This window comes from Prolixibacter sp. DSM 2831 (assembly GCF_056493735.1).
Window position 1 is genome coordinate 2278777 of the sequence record NZ_CM151379.1, and the last position, 19154, is coordinate 2297930.

At 43.4% G+C, this 19154-nt stretch carries 15 protein-coding genes; 10 read left to right on the forward strand and 5 right to left on the reverse strand.

Going from position 1 to position 19154, the window contains the following annotated elements; genetic code table 11:
* Positions 1 to 4: 4 nt before the first annotated feature.
* From AC060N_RS09165 to AC060N_RS09175, 3 genes are read left to right on the forward strand one after another with little or no spacing between them, the layout of a single operon-like run.
* Entirely contained in the window at positions 5 to 1069 is a 1065-nt protein-coding gene (locus AC060N_RS09165; protein ID WP_479526831.1) for an acyltransferase family protein, read from the forward strand.
* A gap of 34 nt (positions 1070 to 1103) precedes the next feature.
* Positions 1104 to 2294, forward strand: coding sequence for a glycosyltransferase family 2 protein (locus AC060N_RS09170; protein WP_479526832.1), 1191 nt, complete (start codon positions 1104 to 1106; stop codon positions 2292 to 2294).
* A gap of 29 nt (positions 2295 to 2323) precedes the next feature.
* Positions 2324 to 4852 carry a T9SS type A sorting domain-containing protein gene (locus AC060N_RS09175; RefSeq protein ID WP_479526833.1) on the forward strand — a complete coding sequence of 843 codons (2529 nt, stop codon included), beginning with the start codon at positions 2324 to 2326 and terminating at the stop codon, positions 4850 to 4852.
* Here AC060N_RS09175 and AC060N_RS09180 read toward each other — a convergent pair.
* From AC060N_RS09180 to AC060N_RS09190, 3 genes are all read right to left on the reverse strand, one after another.
* The gene (locus AC060N_RS09180) at positions 4849 to 5973 is read right to left on the reverse strand and encodes a hybrid sensor histidine kinase/response regulator (RefSeq protein WP_479526834.1); all 1125 of its coding nucleotides are present in this window, start codon (positions 5971 to 5973) and stop codon (positions 4849 to 4851) included. The two genes, AC060N_RS09175 and AC060N_RS09180, sit on opposite strands and share 4 nt — an antisense overlap.
* A 98-nt stretch (positions 5974 to 6071) precedes the next feature.
* Entirely contained in the window at positions 6072 to 7037 is a 966-nt protein-coding gene (locus AC060N_RS09185; protein ID WP_479526835.1) for a UDP-glucuronic acid decarboxylase family protein, read from the reverse strand.
* 1 nt (position 7038) lies between these two features.
* Positions 7039 to 8379 (reverse strand): UDP-glucose dehydrogenase family protein, encoded by a 1341-nt coding sequence (locus AC060N_RS09190; protein WP_479526836.1) that lies wholly within the window; start codon positions 8377 to 8379, stop codon positions 7039 to 7041.
* Between the two features lie 622 nt (positions 8380 to 9001).
* Between AC060N_RS09190 and AC060N_RS09195 the strand changes: the two genes are divergently transcribed.
* Positions 9002 to 12271 carry a PAS domain S-box protein gene (locus AC060N_RS09195; protein ID WP_479526837.1) on the forward strand — a complete coding sequence of 1090 codons (3270 nt, stop codon included), beginning with the start codon at positions 9002 to 9004 and terminating at the stop codon, positions 12269 to 12271.
* A 156-nt stretch (positions 12272 to 12427) separates the two neighbouring features.
* On the opposite strand, the gene AC060N_RS09200 is transcribed toward AC060N_RS09195, so the two are convergent.
* Complete coding sequence (locus tag AC060N_RS09200) at positions 12428 to 13063, reverse strand: Spy/CpxP family protein refolding chaperone (protein WP_479526838.1); 636 nt, start codon at positions 13061 to 13063, stop codon at positions 12428 to 12430.
* A gap of 194 nt (positions 13064 to 13257) precedes the next feature.
* Positions 13258 to 13938 (reverse strand): Crp/Fnr family transcriptional regulator, encoded by a 681-nt coding sequence (locus AC060N_RS09205; protein ID WP_479526839.1) that lies wholly within the window; start codon positions 13936 to 13938, stop codon positions 13258 to 13260.
* A gap of 176 nt (positions 13939 to 14114) precedes the next feature.
* On the opposite strand from AC060N_RS09205, the gene AC060N_RS09210 reads away from it, so the two are divergent.
* The 6 genes from AC060N_RS09210 to AC060N_RS09235 all read left to right on the forward strand — a co-directional run bounded on the left by AC060N_RS09210 (position 14115) and on the right by AC060N_RS09235 (position 19132).
* Positions 14115 to 14537: a DsrE family protein gene (locus AC060N_RS09210; RefSeq protein WP_479526840.1), complete on the forward strand. Its 423-nt coding sequence runs from the start codon at positions 14115 to 14117 to the stop codon at positions 14535 to 14537.
* 3 nt (positions 14538 to 14540) lie between these two features.
* On the forward strand, positions 14541 to 15089 hold the full coding sequence (locus tag AC060N_RS09215) for a DsrE/DsrF/DrsH-like family protein (protein WP_479526841.1): 549 nt from the start codon (positions 14541 to 14543) through the stop codon (positions 15087 to 15089).
* Between the two features lie 15 nt (positions 15090 to 15104).
* A complete protein-coding gene (locus AC060N_RS09220; protein WP_479526842.1) occupies positions 15105 to 15356 on the forward strand; it encodes a sulfurtransferase TusA family protein in 252 nt (83 codons plus the stop codon).
* A 25-nt stretch (positions 15357 to 15381) separates the two neighbouring features.
* Positions 15382 to 15777: a hydrogenase iron-sulfur subunit gene (locus AC060N_RS09225; RefSeq protein ID WP_106543623.1), complete on the forward strand. Its 396-nt coding sequence runs from the start codon at positions 15382 to 15384 to the stop codon at positions 15775 to 15777.
* A gap of 28 nt (positions 15778 to 15805) precedes the next feature.
* A complete protein-coding gene (locus tag AC060N_RS09230; protein ID WP_106543622.1) occupies positions 15806 to 17101 on the forward strand; it encodes a CoB--CoM heterodisulfide reductase iron-sulfur subunit A family protein in 1296 nt (431 codons plus the stop codon).
* A gap of 90 nt (positions 17102 to 17191) precedes the next feature.
* Positions 17192 to 19132: a CoB--CoM heterodisulfide reductase iron-sulfur subunit A family protein gene (locus tag AC060N_RS09235; RefSeq protein ID WP_479526843.1), complete on the forward strand. Its 1941-nt coding sequence runs from the start codon at positions 17192 to 17194 to the stop codon at positions 19130 to 19132.
* Positions 19133 to 19154: the final 22 nt, after the last annotated feature.

Consider the following 19154-nt stretch of genomic DNA (forward strand, 5'->3'; position numbering starts at 1 on the left):
AGTAATGAAAGAGACGATTAAAAAAGATTTATCGGTAGAGACATTGAGAGGCCTTGCGATTATTTTAGTTGTGATGGGGCATGTAATCGGGTCGAAATCGGATGGTGGGATGAAAGTCGCTGATGATTCGTTTCTCAGGCACTTGTATTACACTTTTCAGTACCTCAGAATGCCTTTGTTTACCGTCATATCGGGGTGGGTTTATGCATTGCGCCCTGCTACTTTTGGATATTGGAAAGAGTTTTCGTTGAAGAAAATCAGAAGAATTCTACTTCCATTGATTTTTGTTGGGGGAACGTATTATATCATTCAGAATCTTGTCCCCGGAACCAATTTCTCGTATCCGTTAAGGCATATCTGGCGGATTTTAATTTTTCCTTATACGCTCTATTGGTATTTGATGGCTCTGTTCATTTGTTTTTTACTTATCTCTTTCATCGACGTTCAAAAATTAATCGATAAGCTTCCGAATTGGTCAATTCTCTTTGGTCTGGCGCTTCTTTTACTCATTTTTCGGGACACCATCATTCCGAAAACTTTTCCCAACTATTTTGGCTTTAAAGGAGCTATCTACCTTTTCCCGTTTTTTGTGTTAGGCATCGGAATTAAACGGTTTGATACATTTTTCAGGAACAGGACATTTCTTTGGATCGTCGGCTCTATTCTGGTTATTGGGATTATTATTCAGCAATTGGCCTGGTATGGACTGATTGATTATCATTTCTCTGCCAATGGCGGATTAGGCCTGTTGATAGGTGTTACAGGAGTTATTATGTGTCTGCGCATTCATTTGGTGGTCGATTGGTTGGTTTGGATGGGGAAGTTTGCCTACACCATCTATCTGTTTCATTCATTTGGAACATCCGGAGGACGAATTTTACTGAATGACATGGGAATTCACCAAACGGCTTTTGTCTTTTTTATCTCACTTGGGGTGGGATTGGCTTTTCCCATCCTGGTGGAATTAATACTGGATCGCTATCCAATCCCCCGAATGCTTTTTCTGGGACGAGCTATGAAGAAACCTGACACCCGGAAAAAGCGGGTCAATCCCAATCGGGCAAAATAAAATAGGCAAGTATAGAAAGTTAAGAGTGCTGTTTATGAAAGGATTGGAATATTTCTTCTGGATATCATTATTTATCATCTTCTACTCGTACCTGGGGTACGGAATTTTATTGTTTTTCCTGGTAAAACTGAAGCGGTTTTTTCGGAAAGGAATAATATCTGAGCCTCATGAGGTTTATGAGCCTGAAGTGACTCTGTTTGTTGCAGCCTACAACGAAAAGGATTACATCGATGAGAAAATCAAAAACTCGTTTAGTCTCGATTATCCCGGGGAAAAAGTAAAGCATATTTGGGTGACCGATGGCTCAGATGATGGAACGCCGGAACATTTACGAAAATATGATGGAGTTGAAGTTTACCATGTTGATGAACGTGGAGGCAAGATCGGCGCGATGAACCGAGGAATAAAATTCGTGAAAACCCCGATCGTTATCTTTTCAGATGGCAATACAAAGCTGGGAAAAGATTCCATCCGGGAAATTGTAGATCTGTTTCGTGATCCCAAAGTAGGATGTGTCAGTGGTGAAAAACGCATACACAACAAAGATGCTGATGCGGCAGCCGGGGCAGGTGAGGGACTTTACTGGCGATATGAATCGACACTGAAAAAATGGGATGCCGAATTGTACTCCGTGGTTGGGGCGGCCGGTGAGCTTTTTGCGATCCGCACCGAGTTGTGGCAGGATGTGGAAAAAGACACGCTGTTGGATGACTTTATTATTTCATTGCGCGTCGCCATGGCAGGTTATACCATTCAATACAATCCCAACGCTTATGCCATCGAGACTGCTTCGGCCAATGTGAAGGAAGAATTAAAGCGGAAAATACGGATTTCAGCTGGCGGCATCCAGTCGGTTGTTCGTTTGCGAAAGTTGTTGAACATCTTTCGATACAGGACGCTTTCGTTTCAGTATTTTTCGCATCGTGTACTGCGCTGGACGTTGACTCCGTTGTTACTTCTGCTGATTATTCCGGCCAATTTCGTATTGGCTTATCAGGCTGGTTTCTCAATACAAAATTTGTACACATTGCTTCTGGCCGGACAGGTTCTTTTCTATATGGCAGCTTTCGTCGGATGGTTCTTTGAGAACCGAAAAATCCGCATCAAACTGCTATTCGTTCCCTACTATTTTTTCATTATGAACCTTTCTGTTTTTCTGGGATTGAAAAGATATTTAAAAGGTAACCAAAGTGTGAAATGGGAACGGGCTCAACGAGGCGATTGATTGAGAAAATTGGAATGTGAGGTGGACATATGGGGGAAAACAGAATCAACACAGGGATATTGGTCGTGGTTTTTTTACTGTTATTGGCGCCGATTGCAAAAGGAAGCAAATTTCTGATTGACGCAAAGGCTCCCTATCAGGTTACGCCTGATTATTTTGCTCAGCCTCCTACTGCCGGAGATACCATTTTTATTTCATCTCAACGGACAACTTCTGTTGTTTTTGATAGTTTCAACGGTAGTTCCGTAGCTCCAATCGTCATTATCAACCAGGGGGGACAGGTTGCCATCGATGATACGGTTCACTATGCCGGCATTGAATTACGCGATTCTCACTACATCAAACTGACGGGGTCGGGTTCACCTTCCGTTCGCTATGGATTCCATCTGAAAGCGGTGGGTGCGGGTGTCAACCTGAGCGGGTTAAGTTCTGATATTGAGGTAGCTTTTATTGCTATCGATCATTACGGATTTATGGGAATTCAGGCCAAAAAAGACTACCATGCTTCGCCTCCGAATCCCATCCCGGTATTTAAAAACCTGGTGATACACGACTGCTTTATCCAGCATGTTTCGGAAGGTATGTACATTGGTGAAACCAAAACACCGGGGATGGAATTCAAACATGTCCGGATATTCAACAATGTTGTGACGCATACGCAACGTGAGGCTATTCAACTGGCGAATGCAGTGGAAGACGTGGAAGTGTATAATAACCTGATGTTTGATAACGGAACAGCCAAACTGTACGCGCAAAGCAACAATACCCAAATGGGAGATAATACAGTAGGGGATTATTACCATAACATTATATCAGAATCGAATGAGCGAGGCATCGTTGTTTTTGGGATGGGACACATAAGGATTTATTCTAATTACATTGAGAAGAACCATGGTATTTTTATCGACAACAGGACGGTGACGGACACGTTATCATCGATAGTAGTGAAAGGGAATTACTTCCTGAATACAGTTGGAAATCAGGTGGTGCTTAATTTAAATGAGCTGAATGCGATTAACCTGGAGAATAATAGTTTCAACACGCTGATACCATTCTACCATTCCGGATGTAAGGATTGCACAAATGCGACGCTTCAAAACAATCAGGAAAAAAGTTTGCCTGTTCTGAAATTTGCTATTGTGAACGGAACTTATGTCCCCGATACAGGAAATTCGCCGATTTACAAGGACTATGGACCACAGCCTGGCTTGGGGTATCAATTTAATTCATGGCCAACTTTCGTTGATTTAAAAAACATCTACGTCAATTTTGGTGACTCACTTCATTCTGTCATTAGGGCGATAGTAACAGATAATGACAGCGTTTTTGTGGATGTGGTTGGTTTACCGCCGTTTATCAAAAAGAAGCAAGTTGGTAACGGCAAGTTGTTACTTCGTGGCTTTACACAACCGACAAATAAGGGAATTTATCGGGTAATCGCCAGTGATACTGAGCAAAGTAACGGAATTGATATCAAAAAGGCTTTTAATTTGGTTGTCAGGGATCCGGCGAATAAAAGCCCCGTAATTTATGCCAACCGGAATTTGGTTACCAGGAATCTCGAAAAGCAGAGTTTTAAGGTCACTGTTATTGATCCGGATCATGATCCGGTCAATCTTATATCCAATAATTTACCTCCCTTTGTTCGGTTGAAAAAGCAGAATGACAGTCTGTTTATCCTGAAAACAGAACCGCTTTATCAGGATGTTGGAGACTATACTTTTTCGTTAAAAGCAGATGATGGCTATGGAGGAGTAACCCGGGACACATTTCATCTTTCCGTTCATCAGACGCCGATGGAGCCCGGTCAGGTAATCTACCGGGAAAACTTCGGTGGACCTGAATTGGCCGGGTCGCCAATTGACTGGCAGGGCGTGGCTGCCTTTTCCACGACACATACATTGGATAAAGTCTATGCCACCGGTAGTTTTTCATGGAACGGAATCAATACAACGTCGGCTCCTGATAGTTTGTTTGGTCCCTTCTTCTATGGAGCAAACGACAAAGAAAAACTCCATTTTCGTTTTAAATGTGAGCCGCACAATTATCGGGTTAAACTGTATTTCACCGATCGCTCATCTGACTATGACTCGAATGGGCCCGTAATTATGAATATTTGGGCGCAGGACTCATTAATAGCTAAATCATTTGATATATCTGACGAGTTACTTAATACAGCTGTAGAGGAAAGCTTCGAGGTAAATGTTCGGGATAGTGTTCTGGCTATTACGCTGGAACCGGTTAAAAATGCGGTAAAAATATCAGGTGCTGAAATTTCGGTAGGTGAACCCGTTAATCCGGCTGTTTATCACGCCAAATGGTTTGCTTTTCCCAATCCATTTCACGACAGTATCCGAATTACCAACCATCATTCTGACCCGGTTCTTTCCTGGAGTTTACGTGAGATAACGGGGCAGTTGCTCATGACAAAATCGGTTGAAAATAGTACCTATGAGCCTTTTATCCAATTGTATTTTCCGCGGCTAAAAAAGGGTATATATCTACTTCAAATCAGAACCCCAAAAGGTTATAAGGCACAGAAAATCATTAAACTCTAATGGGCAATCGGCATTTCGACAATGAATTTGCTTCCTTTTCCGGGCGTGCTTTCAACCCGGATCAGTCCGTTATTATACCGGGCAAAACTCTGACAAAGAATTAAGCCCAGTCCACTGCCGGCTTCATTATTGGTGCCGTAGGTCGAGATAAATTGCTTCTCATCGAATAACTTCGATAGATTCTCCGGAGGAATTCCCATCCCATTATCAATCACGGCAATATCAACTGTTTTTGATTTCCTGGTTGCGGAAAGTGAAATATTTCCTCCTTCGGGTGTGAATTTGATGGCGTTGGAAATAAGGTTTCGCAGAATAGACATGAAAGTGTTTTCGTCGGCCAGTATTTCGATCTCATCTTCAATTCGATTTTCAAACCTAATTTTCTTGAGGTTCATATTACTCTTTTGGAGTAAGTACAGATTCAGAGACAACTGTTTCAGGTTGAGCTTTTCGGTTTGTATTGTAATATTTCCGCTTTGCGATTTGGCCCATCCCAGTAAATTCTCCAAAAGACTGAATACTTCATCACTGGTTTGGTTGAGCAAGTGTATGGTTTCCATAAACTCGGCATCTTTCATGTTGTGTTGATTGCAGAGTAACAAGTCAAGCGTCATCTTGATACTTCCTACAGGGGAGCGCAGGTCATGTCCGATAACCGAAAACATTTTGTCTTTTATTTCATTCAGGTCACTTAAATGGCGCGTCGTTTTTTGTAACTCATCCCGGGTATACTTCAGTTCGAGATGAGTTTTGATACGGCTAATTAACTCCTCTTTGTTGAAAGGCTTTGTAATGTAATCTACACCGCCGGCTTCAAATCCCTTGACTATATTGGTTTTTTCATTGAGAGCGGTCAGGAAGATAACAGGAACGTTCTCGTTTTCAGGAGATGACTTGATGATTTTGCTGGCTTCGAAGCCATCCATCCCTTGCATCATAACGTCCATTAGCACCAAATCAGGGCGTTTTTTGTTCACCATTTCAATGGCATTTTTCCCGTTAACGGCTATGATGATTTTATAATTCAGCTCTTTCAGAATCAGTGCAATGATTTGGACATTCTTTGGGTTATCATCAACAACCAATACAACAGGAGTTCTGGTAGTAGAGTCGGTTTTCACAGATATTTGTATTTAGATATGATGGACTGAAAGTAAAAATAGAAGAGGTTACCTTCTGGAAATAAATGTTTTCACCAGTTGATAACCTCCTTCTGACTTTAGAACAAAGCTTTTGTTTCGGGCTCTTCGACGAGCAGTTGATCAAAATACTCGATTGTCTTTATCAATCCGTTACGTAGTGGAACCGTGGGTTCCCAGCCCCCCAGTTTTTCACGCGCGAGCGAAATGTCCGGACGACGTTTGGTCGGATCGTCTTTCGGCAACGGGAGATGGACAATTTTCGATTTTGAGCCGGTCAAATCGATAATGTTTTTCGCCAGTTCCAACATGGTAAATTCAGTCGGATTTCCAATGTTAACAGGACCTTTAAATGAATCTTCCGTATTCATCATACGTGTCATGCCGTTAATTAAGTCGCTGATGTATTGAAAACTACGGGTTTGTGTGCCATCGCCAAAAACGGTTATGTCCTTGTTCAACAGGGCCTGCATAATGAAATTCGAAACAACGCGACCATCATTGGGTTCCATTTTCGGACCGTAGGTATTGAATATCCTGATGATCTTGATCCGAACATCATTCTGGGTGTTGTAATTGACGAATAGTGACTCAGCACAGCGTTTCCCTTCGTCATAGCACGAACGAACGCCAATTGGATTCACACTTCCCCAGTAGGCTTCCTGTTGGGGATGTACATCGGGATCTCCATAAACTTCGCTGGTCGAAGCCTGCAGGATTTTAGCTTTTATGCGTTTCGCCAGTCCCAACATATTAATGGCCCCCATTACTGATGTTTTGATGGTTTTTATGGGATTGTACTGATAATGAATAGGGGAGGCCGGGCAGGCGAGGTTATAGATTTCGTCGACTTCGATGAAGTAAGGCATGATAACATCGTGCCTTACCAACTCAAAATAGGGATTGTCGAGCAGGTGAACAATTTTCCGCTTCTTGCCGGTGAAGAAGTTATCAAGACAGATAACTTCGTTTCCCTGTTCGAGTAAATTTTCACAGAGGTGCGACCCCACAAATCCAGCGCCTCCTGTTACCAAAATGCGCTTCATTTCAAGATATTTTTTCTGTGATTACTTCCTTTCTACCGATACTGTAATAGTCAAAGCCAAACTCCGAGAGTTCCTGGATGTCATAAATATTCCGACCATCAAAAATCACTTTCTCGTTCAAAAGTTTTTCCAGTACCTTGAAATTCGGCATCCTGAATTCGGGCCATTCGGTAACCACAACTAGAGCGTCAGCGTCGATACATGCTTCGTATTGATCGTCCGCCAGCGTGATTTTTCCCTGCAGGATTCTGTCGGCCTCCTTCATTGCAACCGGATCGTACGCAACCACATTGGCTCCGGCTTTGATCAGCAAATCAATAATTACAAGTGACGGAGCTTCCCGCATATCGTCTGTTTTGGGTTTAAAGGCCAGGCCCCAGAGAGCTATTTTTTTACCGATAAGGTCGCCGTTGAAATGCTTTTTCAGTTTGGAGAACAGGATAGATTTCTGACGATAATTCACGCTTTCTACTGCTTTTAAAATATCCAACGAATAGCCGGTTTCATCCGCGGTTCTAATCAGAGCCTGTACATCCTTCGGAAAACAGGAGCCTCCGTAACCGGTGCCCGGATAAATAAAACGATTTCCAATCCTTACATCAGAGCCAATTCCTTTGCGGACCATATTAATGTCGGCGCCCACTATTTCACATAGGTTGGCAATATCATTGATAAAGCTAATTTTGGTTGCCAGCATGGAATTAGCCGCGTATTTCGTCATCTCGGAGGAGGCGATATCCATAAACAGGATGGGGTGTCCGTTGAGCAGGTAGGGCTTGTAAAGACGAGTGAGAACCTTCTCGGCTTGTTTTGATTCTGTTCCTACTACAATCCGGTCTGGTTTAAGGAAGTCCTGAACGGCGCTGCCTTCTTTTAAAAACTCAGGATTAGAGGCCACATCAAACGGAATATCAACGCCTCTTTTGTCCAGTTCGGCTTGAAGTGCTTTTTTTACTTTCAGCGATGTTCCCACAGGAACTGTACTTTTTGTCACGACAACCATGTAGTGCTCCAGATGCTTACCAATTTCTGATGCAACGCCCAGTACGTGCTTAAGGTCAGCACTTCCATCCTCGTCAGGAGGCGTTCCCACAGCAATGAAGACGACGTCGCTATCCGTTAAGCTATCTTTCAAATCGGAAGTAAAGGTTAGTCGCTTCTTCTCCAGGTTGCTTTTATAAATGTCTTCAAGTCCCGGCTCATAGATGGGGATTTGTCCATTCTGAAGCATTTCAACTTTCTTCTTATCGATATCTACACAAACAACATCGACACCTGTCTCTGCAAAGCAGGTTCCAGAGACAAGTCCAACATATCCGGTACCTATAACTGCAATTTTCATTTTCGATAAATTTTATTTAACAGATTGATTCTTTCGTTCAGTTTTTAACTACTTCAATGTATTGCAATAAGAATCCCAGGGACTCAATGAAATAAGTCGTATAAAAGCTGTTTTGTCAGGGCGGAACCAGGTGAAAGGGGGCCCTGCAATGTTTTGGAAGTGACGACCGTCCGGGGGCTGGGGCTGTTTTATATGTCTGAAAATCTTTTGCCTATTGATGATTTATTCCTTCAGCTCCTTTTTCAGTGGCAAAGAGCGATGTTGTTCCTGTCACCAAAAATTCTTGTCTTCTCGTAATTCTTTCTGGTTATTCGAATTGTAATCCGGAGAGCCAAATAATTTACGATTCTTCCTTTACGTAAAACTAATTCTTATTTATGTTTAGGTAAAGCGAATTCCGGGTTACATCTGTTAAAAAACCGGAAATAAAATTAAAAACGGTGATACTATCCTTTTTCTTTTGTTTTTTAATCTAACTATTCAAGCGTTGGCAAGGGGCGCAGCACAAATGCTTGCAGTTTGCTCATGAGTAAAAATTAGCAAGATATAAATGATAAAAGTATATGTGTCAGGATATTTCCGCTAATAAAAATCAGAAACAACTACGCTAATAGGTTGTGCGATGAAAGATGAGATTGAAATCCTAAGAGAAGAGCTGGAGAAAGAACGTTCGGCACGTATGCAAGCTGAGAATCGTTTTCAACAGAATATTCGAAAAGAACTGGAGTATTTTGAGCTTCTTGAAAGTGTGAACGATTTGATCTGCAAAACTACGGTTGACGGAAGAATTATCTATGCCAATCAGATTGCTGAGAATGTGTTGGGAGCTGATAGACGCGACATGATTGGGAAAAATATTCTGAGTTTTCTTCCTTCCGGACAAAAAAGAGAATTCTTTGCGCACGGTGCCCGGCAATTCCGCGAAAAAAAATGTGTCACCCGAAGGGAATTGGTGCTCGGAAATGGTTTGAAAGAGCAAAGGTGGTTTTCGGTCATTGTACAATTTACTTACGAGAATTGTACTTTTTGCGAGAATAAGAAAAAGGTGCAAACCAAACGGGAATTTGCTTTTACCGCATCGGAGAATTGTAATTACCAGCACTGCATAATTGTTGCCCACGAAATAACCGACCGAAAGCGAACGCAGGTTAAGCTGGCGAAAAGTGAGAAGCGTTATCGTGAAATGACGAACTTCCTTCCCGAAATGATTTGTGAGGTCGATAGGTGTGGAAAATTAATTTATGCCAATCAGTATGCTTTGAGGGAATTAGGTTACTCTTCAGGTGAAATAAATAATGACGACTTCGACGTATTTAGCGTATTTGTGCCGGGCGATCGGACAAAGATGATGAAGAATTTACCGTTGGTGCTTCAGGGGAAACACTTATCAAATGAATATACTGCACTCAGAAAAAATGGTGAGCAATTTCCTGTAATCGTTTATACGGCGCCGATGTACGAGCAAAATGTAGTGGTTGGTGTTCGGGGAGTGATGATTGACATCAGTGAACGAAAGAAAAGTGAAATTGCCATTTCAAAAAGCCTGAACCAACAGGAGTTGGTTTCCCATATACTACTTCGGTACAACGCGCTCGATGATTTTGATATGATAACGAATGAATCGATTCGTAACCTCGGGGAACATACGCAGGTCAGCCGTGTTTCCATTTACCAGGATAGCAAAGATGGTTCCCATATCAGTGATACTTACGAATGGTGCAATAAGGGAGTCGAATCTAAAATTGATCGATTTGATCATGTAACGTACCAACAAATTCCGTCTTTTCGGTTGATGCTTGAGAACAACGAAACGATCTATCCGGAAACACCTTCTGCACTTCCTGAGGAGTTAAAGAAAATTATCGAAGTTGACTCGCTCAGGTCAGTGATGATATTTCCATTGAGAAATTCAGGAAATACAACCGGATTTATCGTGTTGGAAGATTGTAGGAACGAATGGGAATGGTCTCAGTCGGAAATTCAGCTGTTAAAAACTGTCTCCAATATTATCTCCGATGCGTTTGCTCGGTATCGGTTGCGGACAGAATTGGTTCGCAGGGCGAGTGAAAATAAAGGTATTATTGAATCGATACCGGATCAGATTCTCCGGCTTTCGGCTTTCGGAAAGGTTATTTCGTACGAAACAATCAAACGAACCGGCATATTTCGCGATTGGAATGATATTGTCAACCATTCGATTGATTCGGTTTTGGACAAAGAGTTGTCGGATCGATTTTTAACTGCAATTAATGCGTGTCTGGACAACGGACATTCGCACTTCGATTTTAAGCTTTTCAACCTGGATGCCCTGGAGTATTATGAAGTAAGGTTAGTTAAGATGAATGATTCAGAGGTCCTTTCAATTATTCGCAATGTCACGGAAACAAAAGAAAAGGAAAGAGAATTAAACATCGCCAAGAACAACGCAGAGGAAGCATCTCGTGCCAAATCACAGTTTTTAGCCAACGTGTCGCACGAAATCCGGACGCCCATGAATGCCATCATGGGGTTTAGTGAGTGGCTCTACGACAATATCGATAACGAACTACACAGGAGTTACTTGCACACAATACTGACCAGCGGAAGCAACTTGTTAACGCTAATTAATGATTTGCTGGATCTTTCCCGAATAGAATCAGGGAAAATGAGCCTCGAACTGAAACCTGTGCGGATCAATACACTGGTAAACGAAATTAAAAAAGTCCTTCAACGAAAGATTGAAGAAAAAAACCTGGCTTTCAATATTCATATCGACCGCTCGGTGCCGGCCTTTATATATATGGATGAGATCCGGCTGTACCAAATTCTTTTCAACCTGATAAATAACGCCATAAAATTTACGCGTGTTGGGTATATCTATGTTTCGGTGTACGCTACCCAAACTTCGTATGACAACCTGATCAATCTGATTGTCAATATTGAAGATTCGGGAGTTGGAATCCGTGAAGACCAGAAAGAAAAAATCTTCGAAGCTTTTACGCAGCAATCCGGTCAAAGCAGCAGCTATTACGAGGGAACGGGTTTAGGATTAGCCATTGTAAATGGTTTGATACAGAAGATGAATGGAGAAGTTAAGGTGAAAAGTAAAGTTGGGAAGGGAACGACATTTACATTGATTTTTCGTGATTTAAAAATCTCTGATATCCCGTTAAACGAGACAGGAAAGGAAGAGATGGAATATGAGAGAGTTCTGGAACCCCGGAAGATTTTTATTGTCGATGATGTAAAGCTGAATATTACGGTCCTGAAAAGAATCATCGGGAACGAAAATGTTGAGTTCATGGAAGCTTACAGCGGGGCGCAGGCCCTGGACATGATACAGTTTGATGTTCCTGATTTGGTTTTTATGGACATTCGGATGCCGGGCCTAAGTGGATACGACGTGACGGAGATAATCAAGAATGATGAAAAGCTGAAGCATATTCCAGTTGTTGCGTTTACGGCATCAACCATGAGAAGTGAAAGAAACCGGATTGACTCTTTGTTTGATGCGTACCTTGAAAAACCAGCTTTGAAAAAAGATGTGAAAGCTATTTTGCAACGATTTCTGCCGATTGGGTATAAACCAAGCGAGAAGGGCATTGTGGATAAGCAGGAATTGTATGCGCCACATGAACATGTTTCAAACTTACCGGGTATAATTGATTATTTGGAGAATGATTTATTAAATGACTGGGAACGAATCAAGAACGATTTGGTCATTTTTGATATCGAAGAATTCAATAACCGTTTGGCTGCATTCGCGCAGGAAAATTCTTGTGAGGTATTGGACCGTTATTGCCGGTCGTTAGATGGTGGCTTGCAAACGTTTGACATTGAGTTAATTCAGCGTGAGCTGGCTGGTTTTCCGGAGCTGATAGACAAGTTAAAGTCGTATGTCGTTAGCACCTGAAAAACGATTGTTTGATTATCCCGTTCGCAGTTTTCTAAGCGATTGATTTTCGGACGTATCCACAACATCTTCAATGAAATTAAAATCCCGACAGATGCTTCTATGAGAAACATACTGCCGGGATGTACAACCAGTGGCCGGAATCATTGTCTAATTTTATTCATAGTATGGCCTCTGATAAAACGTGGGGTCATTACGATTTGCTTTTCTTCTGTTTAGCATTTTGGAAATCATGTGGTCGAGCTTTTTCTGTTGCTCGGGTTTCATCACGTTCCTCATTTTTTGAACCGTCGAATAGGCAGCCATCATCACACTGGCTTTTGTTTCGGTTATTGAGCTGAGTTGCTCTTTCACTGCTTTATTGGCTGTGTTATTCAATAATTCGTTGTGTAACAACTGATTCATTTTGCTGAGTTCACCTTCCAGTCCATCCTTTTTCTGCAGGTACTCTGTTCGCAGGTCTACCAGTTCTTCATATTGCTTGTCGGAAAGAGAAAGCTCCATGCGCAATTCCGGTATTTGATTCACGATGAATAAATAAGGTTTCATCACTTTCGGGTAGGACGGTCCCTGATACCGTGACATCATCAGGCCACGGCCATGGTGCATCATTTGGTGGGCGCGCATCATGTCGGGTTGCATCACACCTGGTCCCATCATGTGAGGCGGGTACATCATTGATGAGAGCGTATCTTTTTGCGCTCTTTTGATACTGTTTGTGCTTGCCATCGCAGAAGTGCCAAACGTCATGATAATGAGCATGACGAGAAGCGTTAAGACGTTCTTTTTCATGATATCTGAATTTTTGAGTCCATCATATTTGCATTCTGCCCGCAAGGGCATTGTGTTTTGCTATATTGAACAAGTGGGGCAAAAAAATGACGGACGCAGAAGTCTTAAAGCTTGCTATATTTTGTTAAGCTGCGTTAATTAGAGGACTCTTTTGAAGGAATTTATGTCGTAATCGACAAAAAGATAGGTGAGAACTAACCGGCGAGATTGATTTTCTCCAGCCTTTCGTCATTCAGTATGGTGATGTCTTTTCCGTGCACCTCAATCAGTTTTTCCGTTACGAAATCAGTCAAAATACGACTAACGGTTTCCCTGGAGGTTCCCAACAAATCGGCCATATCATTGCGGGTCAGGGTCAACTGAAAGTGATTACTGCCGTAAAGATTTTTGGAGAAATCGAGCAACATGCCGGCAACACGGCCTGTCACTTGCGTTTGAATATGGTTGACACAATTCTGGAATTGTCGGAGTTCGATCTTGCTGATGGTGGTCAGTATTTCGTAAGCAAACTTCCCGTTTGATTCCACAAAATTTTTGAAAGTCGCCCGGTCAATAAAACAGCACGATACCGGCGTAAGTGCAACAGCTGAATAGTTATTTACATTGTCGCCGATGGTGGTTGGAATGCCCAGGTAGGTGGGGGCTTTTACTACTTTCAGGATTTGCTCGCGGTTGTGTCCCCGCATGACCAGCTTGACGATCCCTTCGCGCAGGTACACAATATTACTGGCAAATGCATCCTGCTTAAAAATGACTTCATCTTTGTCAAACTCGACTTCGACACTTCGTTTCCCCAGCAGATCAAGCTCATCTATCGAAAGGTGGTTTGCTGCCGCCGAACGTACTTTACAATTCAGGCACAGACACTGACTCATGGTAATAAATACTATTGCTAAACCTTATTGACGCCAAATTTAGCAAAAAATGTGATCGATGTCACACCGAAACAAAATAAACCTCACACCGATTTCTTTTCAACCTACTTCGTATGTCTATACTTTTACCCCTGTTAATATGTCAATGTTTACATAATTATTAAAGCAAGAGAATCATGCCTAAAAGAATGACCATGGCGCTTTTTTCCGGAAGTATCGATAAGCTCACTGCAGCTGGCGTGGTACTGACGGGTGCAGCAGCCGATGACATGGATGTCGATATTTACGTGCTTCTGCAAGGAGCGCGTGCCTTCAGAAAAGATGTAGCTGCAGACGCAACAAAACTGGAAATGGCTGAAAATCCTCAGCTGAAACAGGAATTCCTGGATTCGTTGAAGAAGCTGAATGTCAATCCCTGGCTGGAGTTTTTCCGCGATGCCAAAGAGATTTCAAACGTGAAAATTCATGTTTGCGGTTTGGCCGGAAAAATCTGGGGAGCTGAGAAAATGGAGGATTTTAATGAATTAGTCGACGATATCGTGGGAATCAGTGAATACATCACCGCTGCCCAGGAATCAGACGTACACTTATTTATATAAGAGATGGAATTAGTTGCTGAAGAGAAAATACTGGAACTGGAGCGCCGGATCAAGCAGCTCGAAGCCACCAAGAAGAAAGACCAGCTTTCGATGGTCGTCTTTTCGGGTGAACTCGATAAGCTTTTAGCTGCGATGATTATTGCTACCGGTGCTACAGCCATGGATATGGAAGTCAAACTTTTCTTCACCTTCTGGGCCATTTCCGCTTTGCGCGATAAAGAGAAAAGGGCAAAGAAGAAAGAGTTGACGTCTAAAATGTTCGGAGCCATGCTTCCCAGGGGGACTTCGAACGTGAAGCTTTCGAAAATGAACATGGCCGGAGCCGGATTATCCATGCTCAAGTCATTAATGAAGAAAAAGAATGTAGCCTCTCTGGATGATTTACTAAAAACCGCGGGAGAGTTGGGTGTCGAGATCAACATTTGTGAGATGTCGATGGACCTGATGGGACTCAGTAAGGATGAGATGATTGATTATCCGAACCTGAATTACTGCGGGGTTGGAACCTATCTCGCTGACGCGGAAGAGAGTGCTATTCAGTTATTCATATAATAAAAACTCAAAGTTATGTCACAGGAAGAATTAGTTGCCATTCAGGCAGACAAAGTTGTTGATGCTCGTGGTACTGCTTGTCCCGGCCCGCTGTTGGCCGCAAAAAAAGCCATCGCCGAAATCACTTCAGGTCAGGTAATGGAAATATTGTCAGCCGACGAAGGTACCAAGAAGGATATTCCCAAATGGGCAAGTAAAAAAGGCCATGAATACATGGGAACCGTTGAAGAATCAGGCTTTTTCAAAATTTATCTGCGCAAAGCGTAAGCTTTAAAAAAAACGAAAAACTAAAATGGCGAATAAAGCTCCTAAAATTTTAGTGTTTTCAACGGAAAAGATTTCCGACCCCGCGATTGATCTCGCGGGGTTGTTGAAAATGCACTACCCGCCAACCATTTATTCCATTCCGTTACGATGTTCAAGTTCCGTTAAATCCCGCTGGATTATGCATGCCTTTGAGCAGGGCTTTGACGGTGTTTTCATTGCAGCCGACGGGACCGACTGTTCATACGGTGAAAGTTGCGTGGACAAAACCGCGGCGATTATTGCCCAGACACACGAGATGATGAAAGCAAAGGGGATTGAACCGGCCCGGCTGAAAATGGCTGCCTTGTGTTCGGTATGTGCCGAGCCATTCGTAAAACACATGAAATCGTTTTACGAAGCCCTTTCCAAAGTACCGGCGTAACCGGAATATTTTACAATAGAAATGTAACATGGAGAACGAAGTTTTATCATACGACGCACTGGTTATTGGTGGTGGAATCGCCGGTGAAGAGACAGCGCTGAACCTGGCCAAAATGGACTACAAGGTGCTGTTGGTGGAGAAGGAACTCTCGATTGGCGGTAAAATGATTCTGCTGAGCAAGGTTTTTCCTACACTCGACTGTGCAGCGTGTATTACCACACCCAAAGTGTCGGAAACGGCCCGGCATCCCAACATTACCATCTTTACCGGTAGTGAAGTGAAAGGAGTCGAAAAGAAAGGCGAACGGAATTTTGAAGCGCGTATTTTACGCCAACCCCGTTATGTGAAGGAAGACGCTTGTACGGGGTGTCAGGAATGTGAGCCGGTTTGCCCGGTGGTGGTGAAGGATCAGTACCAGTTCAATCTGGTTGGCCGGAAAGCGGTGTTTGTTCCATTCAGTATCGCGAACCCGCGTATTGCTGCCATCGATATCGAAAACTGCTCGTTGTGTGGTGCCTGCGAACGGGCTTGTCCGGCTGATGCCATTGACTTCTCACAGGAGCCGGAAGAGAAGACCTATCAATTTAAGAGTGTAGTGGTTGCTACCGGGTACAAATTATTTGACCCGATTAAAATGCCGCGTTACGGTTACGGCAGATACAAAAATATTATCACCTCCATGCAGATGGAGCGTGAATTAGCCCCTACACGTCCTTTCAATACGATTTTACGTCCGGGTGACGGCAAAATGCCTGACAACCTGGCTTACGTACTTTGTACCGGTTCGCGTGACCATACGGTTGGTAACCCGATTTGCTCGCAGGTTTGCTGCATGTATTCTATCAAGCAGGCTCAATTGCTGATGGGAGCATTGCCTATGGCCGATGTGACCATTTATTACCTGCACATTCGATCGTTTGGTAAGGGATTCAACGAATTCTATGAAACAGCCAAAGGAATGGGCGTTGAGTTCGTAAAAGGGAAAATCGGCAAAATTTCAGAAAAGGAAAACGGAAACCTCGTTTTGAGGTACGATGATATTGAAACAGGTCAGGTGAAGGAGGTCGAGCACGATATGGTTGTCCTTTCGGTAGGTATTCTGGCCAACGATGAAATCGGACAGGTTTTCAAAACACAGAAGCTGGAATTCGATGACTATCGCTACGTGAAGCAAATTGATGAACTGAAACGTCCGGCCATGACCAACATCGACGGTGTGTTTGTGGCAGGAGCAGCTTCCGGCCCGATGGACATTCCGGACTCAATTCTTTCAGCCGGCTCGGCGTCGTCCGAAGCTGCCAGCTATCTTGCATTGACTGAATAATGATTTGATTCAGTGGTGGTAAGATTGATTTACTTGAATAATGAATTAAATATTGTTGGGGCTATTTCCTGACAATCAATATATTTTCGCATGAAGAACAAGATTGGCGTATACGTTTGTCATTGTGGCGGTAATATCTCCGACGTTATTGATGTCAATAAGGTCAGAGAAGAAGCTGAAAAGATGGGAGGCGTTGCCATTGCCAAGCATACCATTTTTGCCTGTGCCGATTCCTCGCAGAAGGAAATCGCTGAGGATATCAAAAATCTGGAGCTCGACGGCATTGTAGTGGCATCCTGCTCTCCAAAGCTGCACCTCTTAACATTCAGATCAGTTGCCGAACGAGCTGGACTCAATCCGCACAACTACGTTCACGCGAATATCCGGGAACAAAGCTCCTGGGCTCACTCTGACGACAAGAAAGGAGCCACCGAGAAAGCTATTTCGCTGGTGCGTTCTGCCGTTGAGCGGGTTTCACACTCAGTAGCGATGGACCCGGTTTCCATTTCTGCTCAGAATGTGGTAGCCGTTGTTGGTGCCGGTGTAGCGGGTATGAAAGCTGCCATCGAATTGGCCGATATGGGCTCGCAGGTGTATTTGATTGAAAAATCACATTATGTGGGTGGTCGTACCTCGCAGTGGGGCAAGCTTTTCCTTCCGGGAGAAACCGGAAAATCAGTTGTAGAAAATCTTTATCAGGAAGTAAAGAAGCGTCAGAATATCAATCTGTTCACTGGTGCCGAACTTGTTTCCAAGAAGGGGAGTGTTGGTAACTTCGAGATTGAAGTGAAAATCACTTCACGAGGAGTGAAGAAAGACGCTGATGCTTCGACAATTGAGAAAGCGATTGAGGTTTGTCCTGAAGAAGTTTCCGATGAATTTAACTTCGGTTTAACCAACCGCAAGGCGTTGATGAACTTTCATCCCGGCCAGTTCCCCGAAATCGCTGCCATCGACGCAGCTACCTGTACCAAGTGCGGTAAATGCGCCGAAGTAAGTGACGCCATCGATTTGAACCTGGAAGAAGAGCGTATCACGCTTCAAGCCGGCTCGTTGATGATTACCACGGGATTTGACCCGTATGAGCCGGAGAAATCGGAATTCGGTTACGGCGATTACGACAATGTCATCACGTTACCACAGCTGGAGCGTCACCTGGAACTCAGCAATGGTAAGGATTTGGTCATCAATGGAAAGAAAATCCGGAGCATGGCTTATATCTATTGCGTGGGAAGTCGTCAGCCGAATGGCGAAAATAAATATTGCTCGCGTTACTGCTGTACATCGGCTGTTCACAGTGCGATTAAAGTGCGGGAAAAAGTGCCGGATATGACGGTTTACCACATTAATCGCGGAATCCGGACATACGGAAAACAGGAAGTGTTGTATGAGCAATCATCCAAAAACGGCGATATCTACATTCAGTTTACCGAAGACACTTTCCCCGAAGTTAGTTCTAATGGAAAACATACAGTTGTTAAGGTGAATGACCTGCTGACTGCCGGAAAAGAGCTGGAAATCGAACCTGATTTGGTGGTTCTGGTGACCGGTATGACACCCCGGAAGGATGATGCCATTGGCGATACACTGAAACTTCCGCACGGCCGTGATAAGTTCTACAACGAAATTCACCCCAAACTGCGTCCGGTGGAAACGACCATCGATGGTGTTTTGATTGCCGGCGTTTGCCAGGGACCGAAGAATATAACCGAAACGGTGAAATCGTCACTGGCCGCTTCAGCTAAGACTTATTCGTTGCTGAAGCGTGGGGAAATCACATTGGAGCCCATTATGGCTAAGGTCGATGCGGAGAAATGCGAGGTTTGTGACAGCTGTTCTGCTGCTTGTCCGTTCGGTGCTTTCGAGTTTGTGGAAGAGAACGGCAAGAAGGTTGCGAAAGTGAATGAATCGAACTGTAAAGGCTGTGGAATGTGCCTGCCGGTTTGTCCGACTGATGCCATCGAGCTTTCAGGCTATACCAATTCCGAGATAGAAGGAATGATTGATGCGCTCACGGAGAGTGAATATTAACCCAATTGTAAACTCTTTAATA

Coding starts and splice junctions, on each gene's coding strand:
- AC060N_RS09165 (WP_479526831.1), top strand. CDS start 5: ATGAAAGAGACGATTAAAAAAGATTTATCGGTAGAGACATTGAGAGGC.
- AC060N_RS09170 (WP_479526832.1), top strand. CDS start 1,104: ATGAAAGGATTGGAATATTTCTTCTGGATATCATTATTTATCATCTTC.
- AC060N_RS09175 (WP_479526833.1), top strand. CDS start 2,324: ATGGGGGAAAACAGAATCAACACAGGGATATTGGTCGTGGTTTTTTTA.
- AC060N_RS09185 (WP_479526835.1), bottom strand. CDS start 7,037: ATGAAGCGCATTTTGGTAACAGGAGGCGCTGGATTTGTGGGGTCGCAC.
- AC060N_RS09190 (WP_479526836.1), bottom strand. CDS start 8,379: ATGAAAATTGCAGTTATAGGTACCGGATATGTTGGACTTGTCTCTGGA.
- AC060N_RS09195 (WP_479526837.1), top strand. CDS start 9,002: ATGAAAGATGAGATTGAAATCCTAAGAGAAGAGCTGGAGAAAGAACGT.
- AC060N_RS09200 (WP_479526838.1), bottom strand. CDS start 13,063: ATGAAAAAGAACGTCTTAACGCTTCTCGTCATGCTCATTATCATGACG.
- AC060N_RS09205 (WP_479526839.1), bottom strand. CDS start 13,938: ATGAGTCAGTGTCTGTGCCTGAATTGTAAAGTACGTTCGGCGGCAGCA.
- AC060N_RS09210 (WP_479526840.1), top strand. CDS start 14,115: ATGCCTAAAAGAATGACCATGGCGCTTTTTTCCGGAAGTATCGATAAG.
- AC060N_RS09215 (WP_479526841.1), top strand. CDS start 14,541: ATGGAATTAGTTGCTGAAGAGAAAATACTGGAACTGGAGCGCCGGATC.
- AC060N_RS09220 (WP_479526842.1), top strand. CDS start 15,105: ATGTCACAGGAAGAATTAGTTGCCATTCAGGCAGACAAAGTTGTTGAT.
- AC060N_RS09225 (WP_106543623.1), top strand. CDS start 15,382: ATGGCGAATAAAGCTCCTAAAATTTTAGTGTTTTCAACGGAAAAGATT.
- AC060N_RS09230 (WP_106543622.1), top strand. CDS start 15,806: ATGGAGAACGAAGTTTTATCATACGACGCACTGGTTATTGGTGGTGGA.
- AC060N_RS09235 (WP_479526843.1), top strand. CDS start 17,192: ATGAAGAACAAGATTGGCGTATACGTTTGTCATTGTGGCGGTAATATC.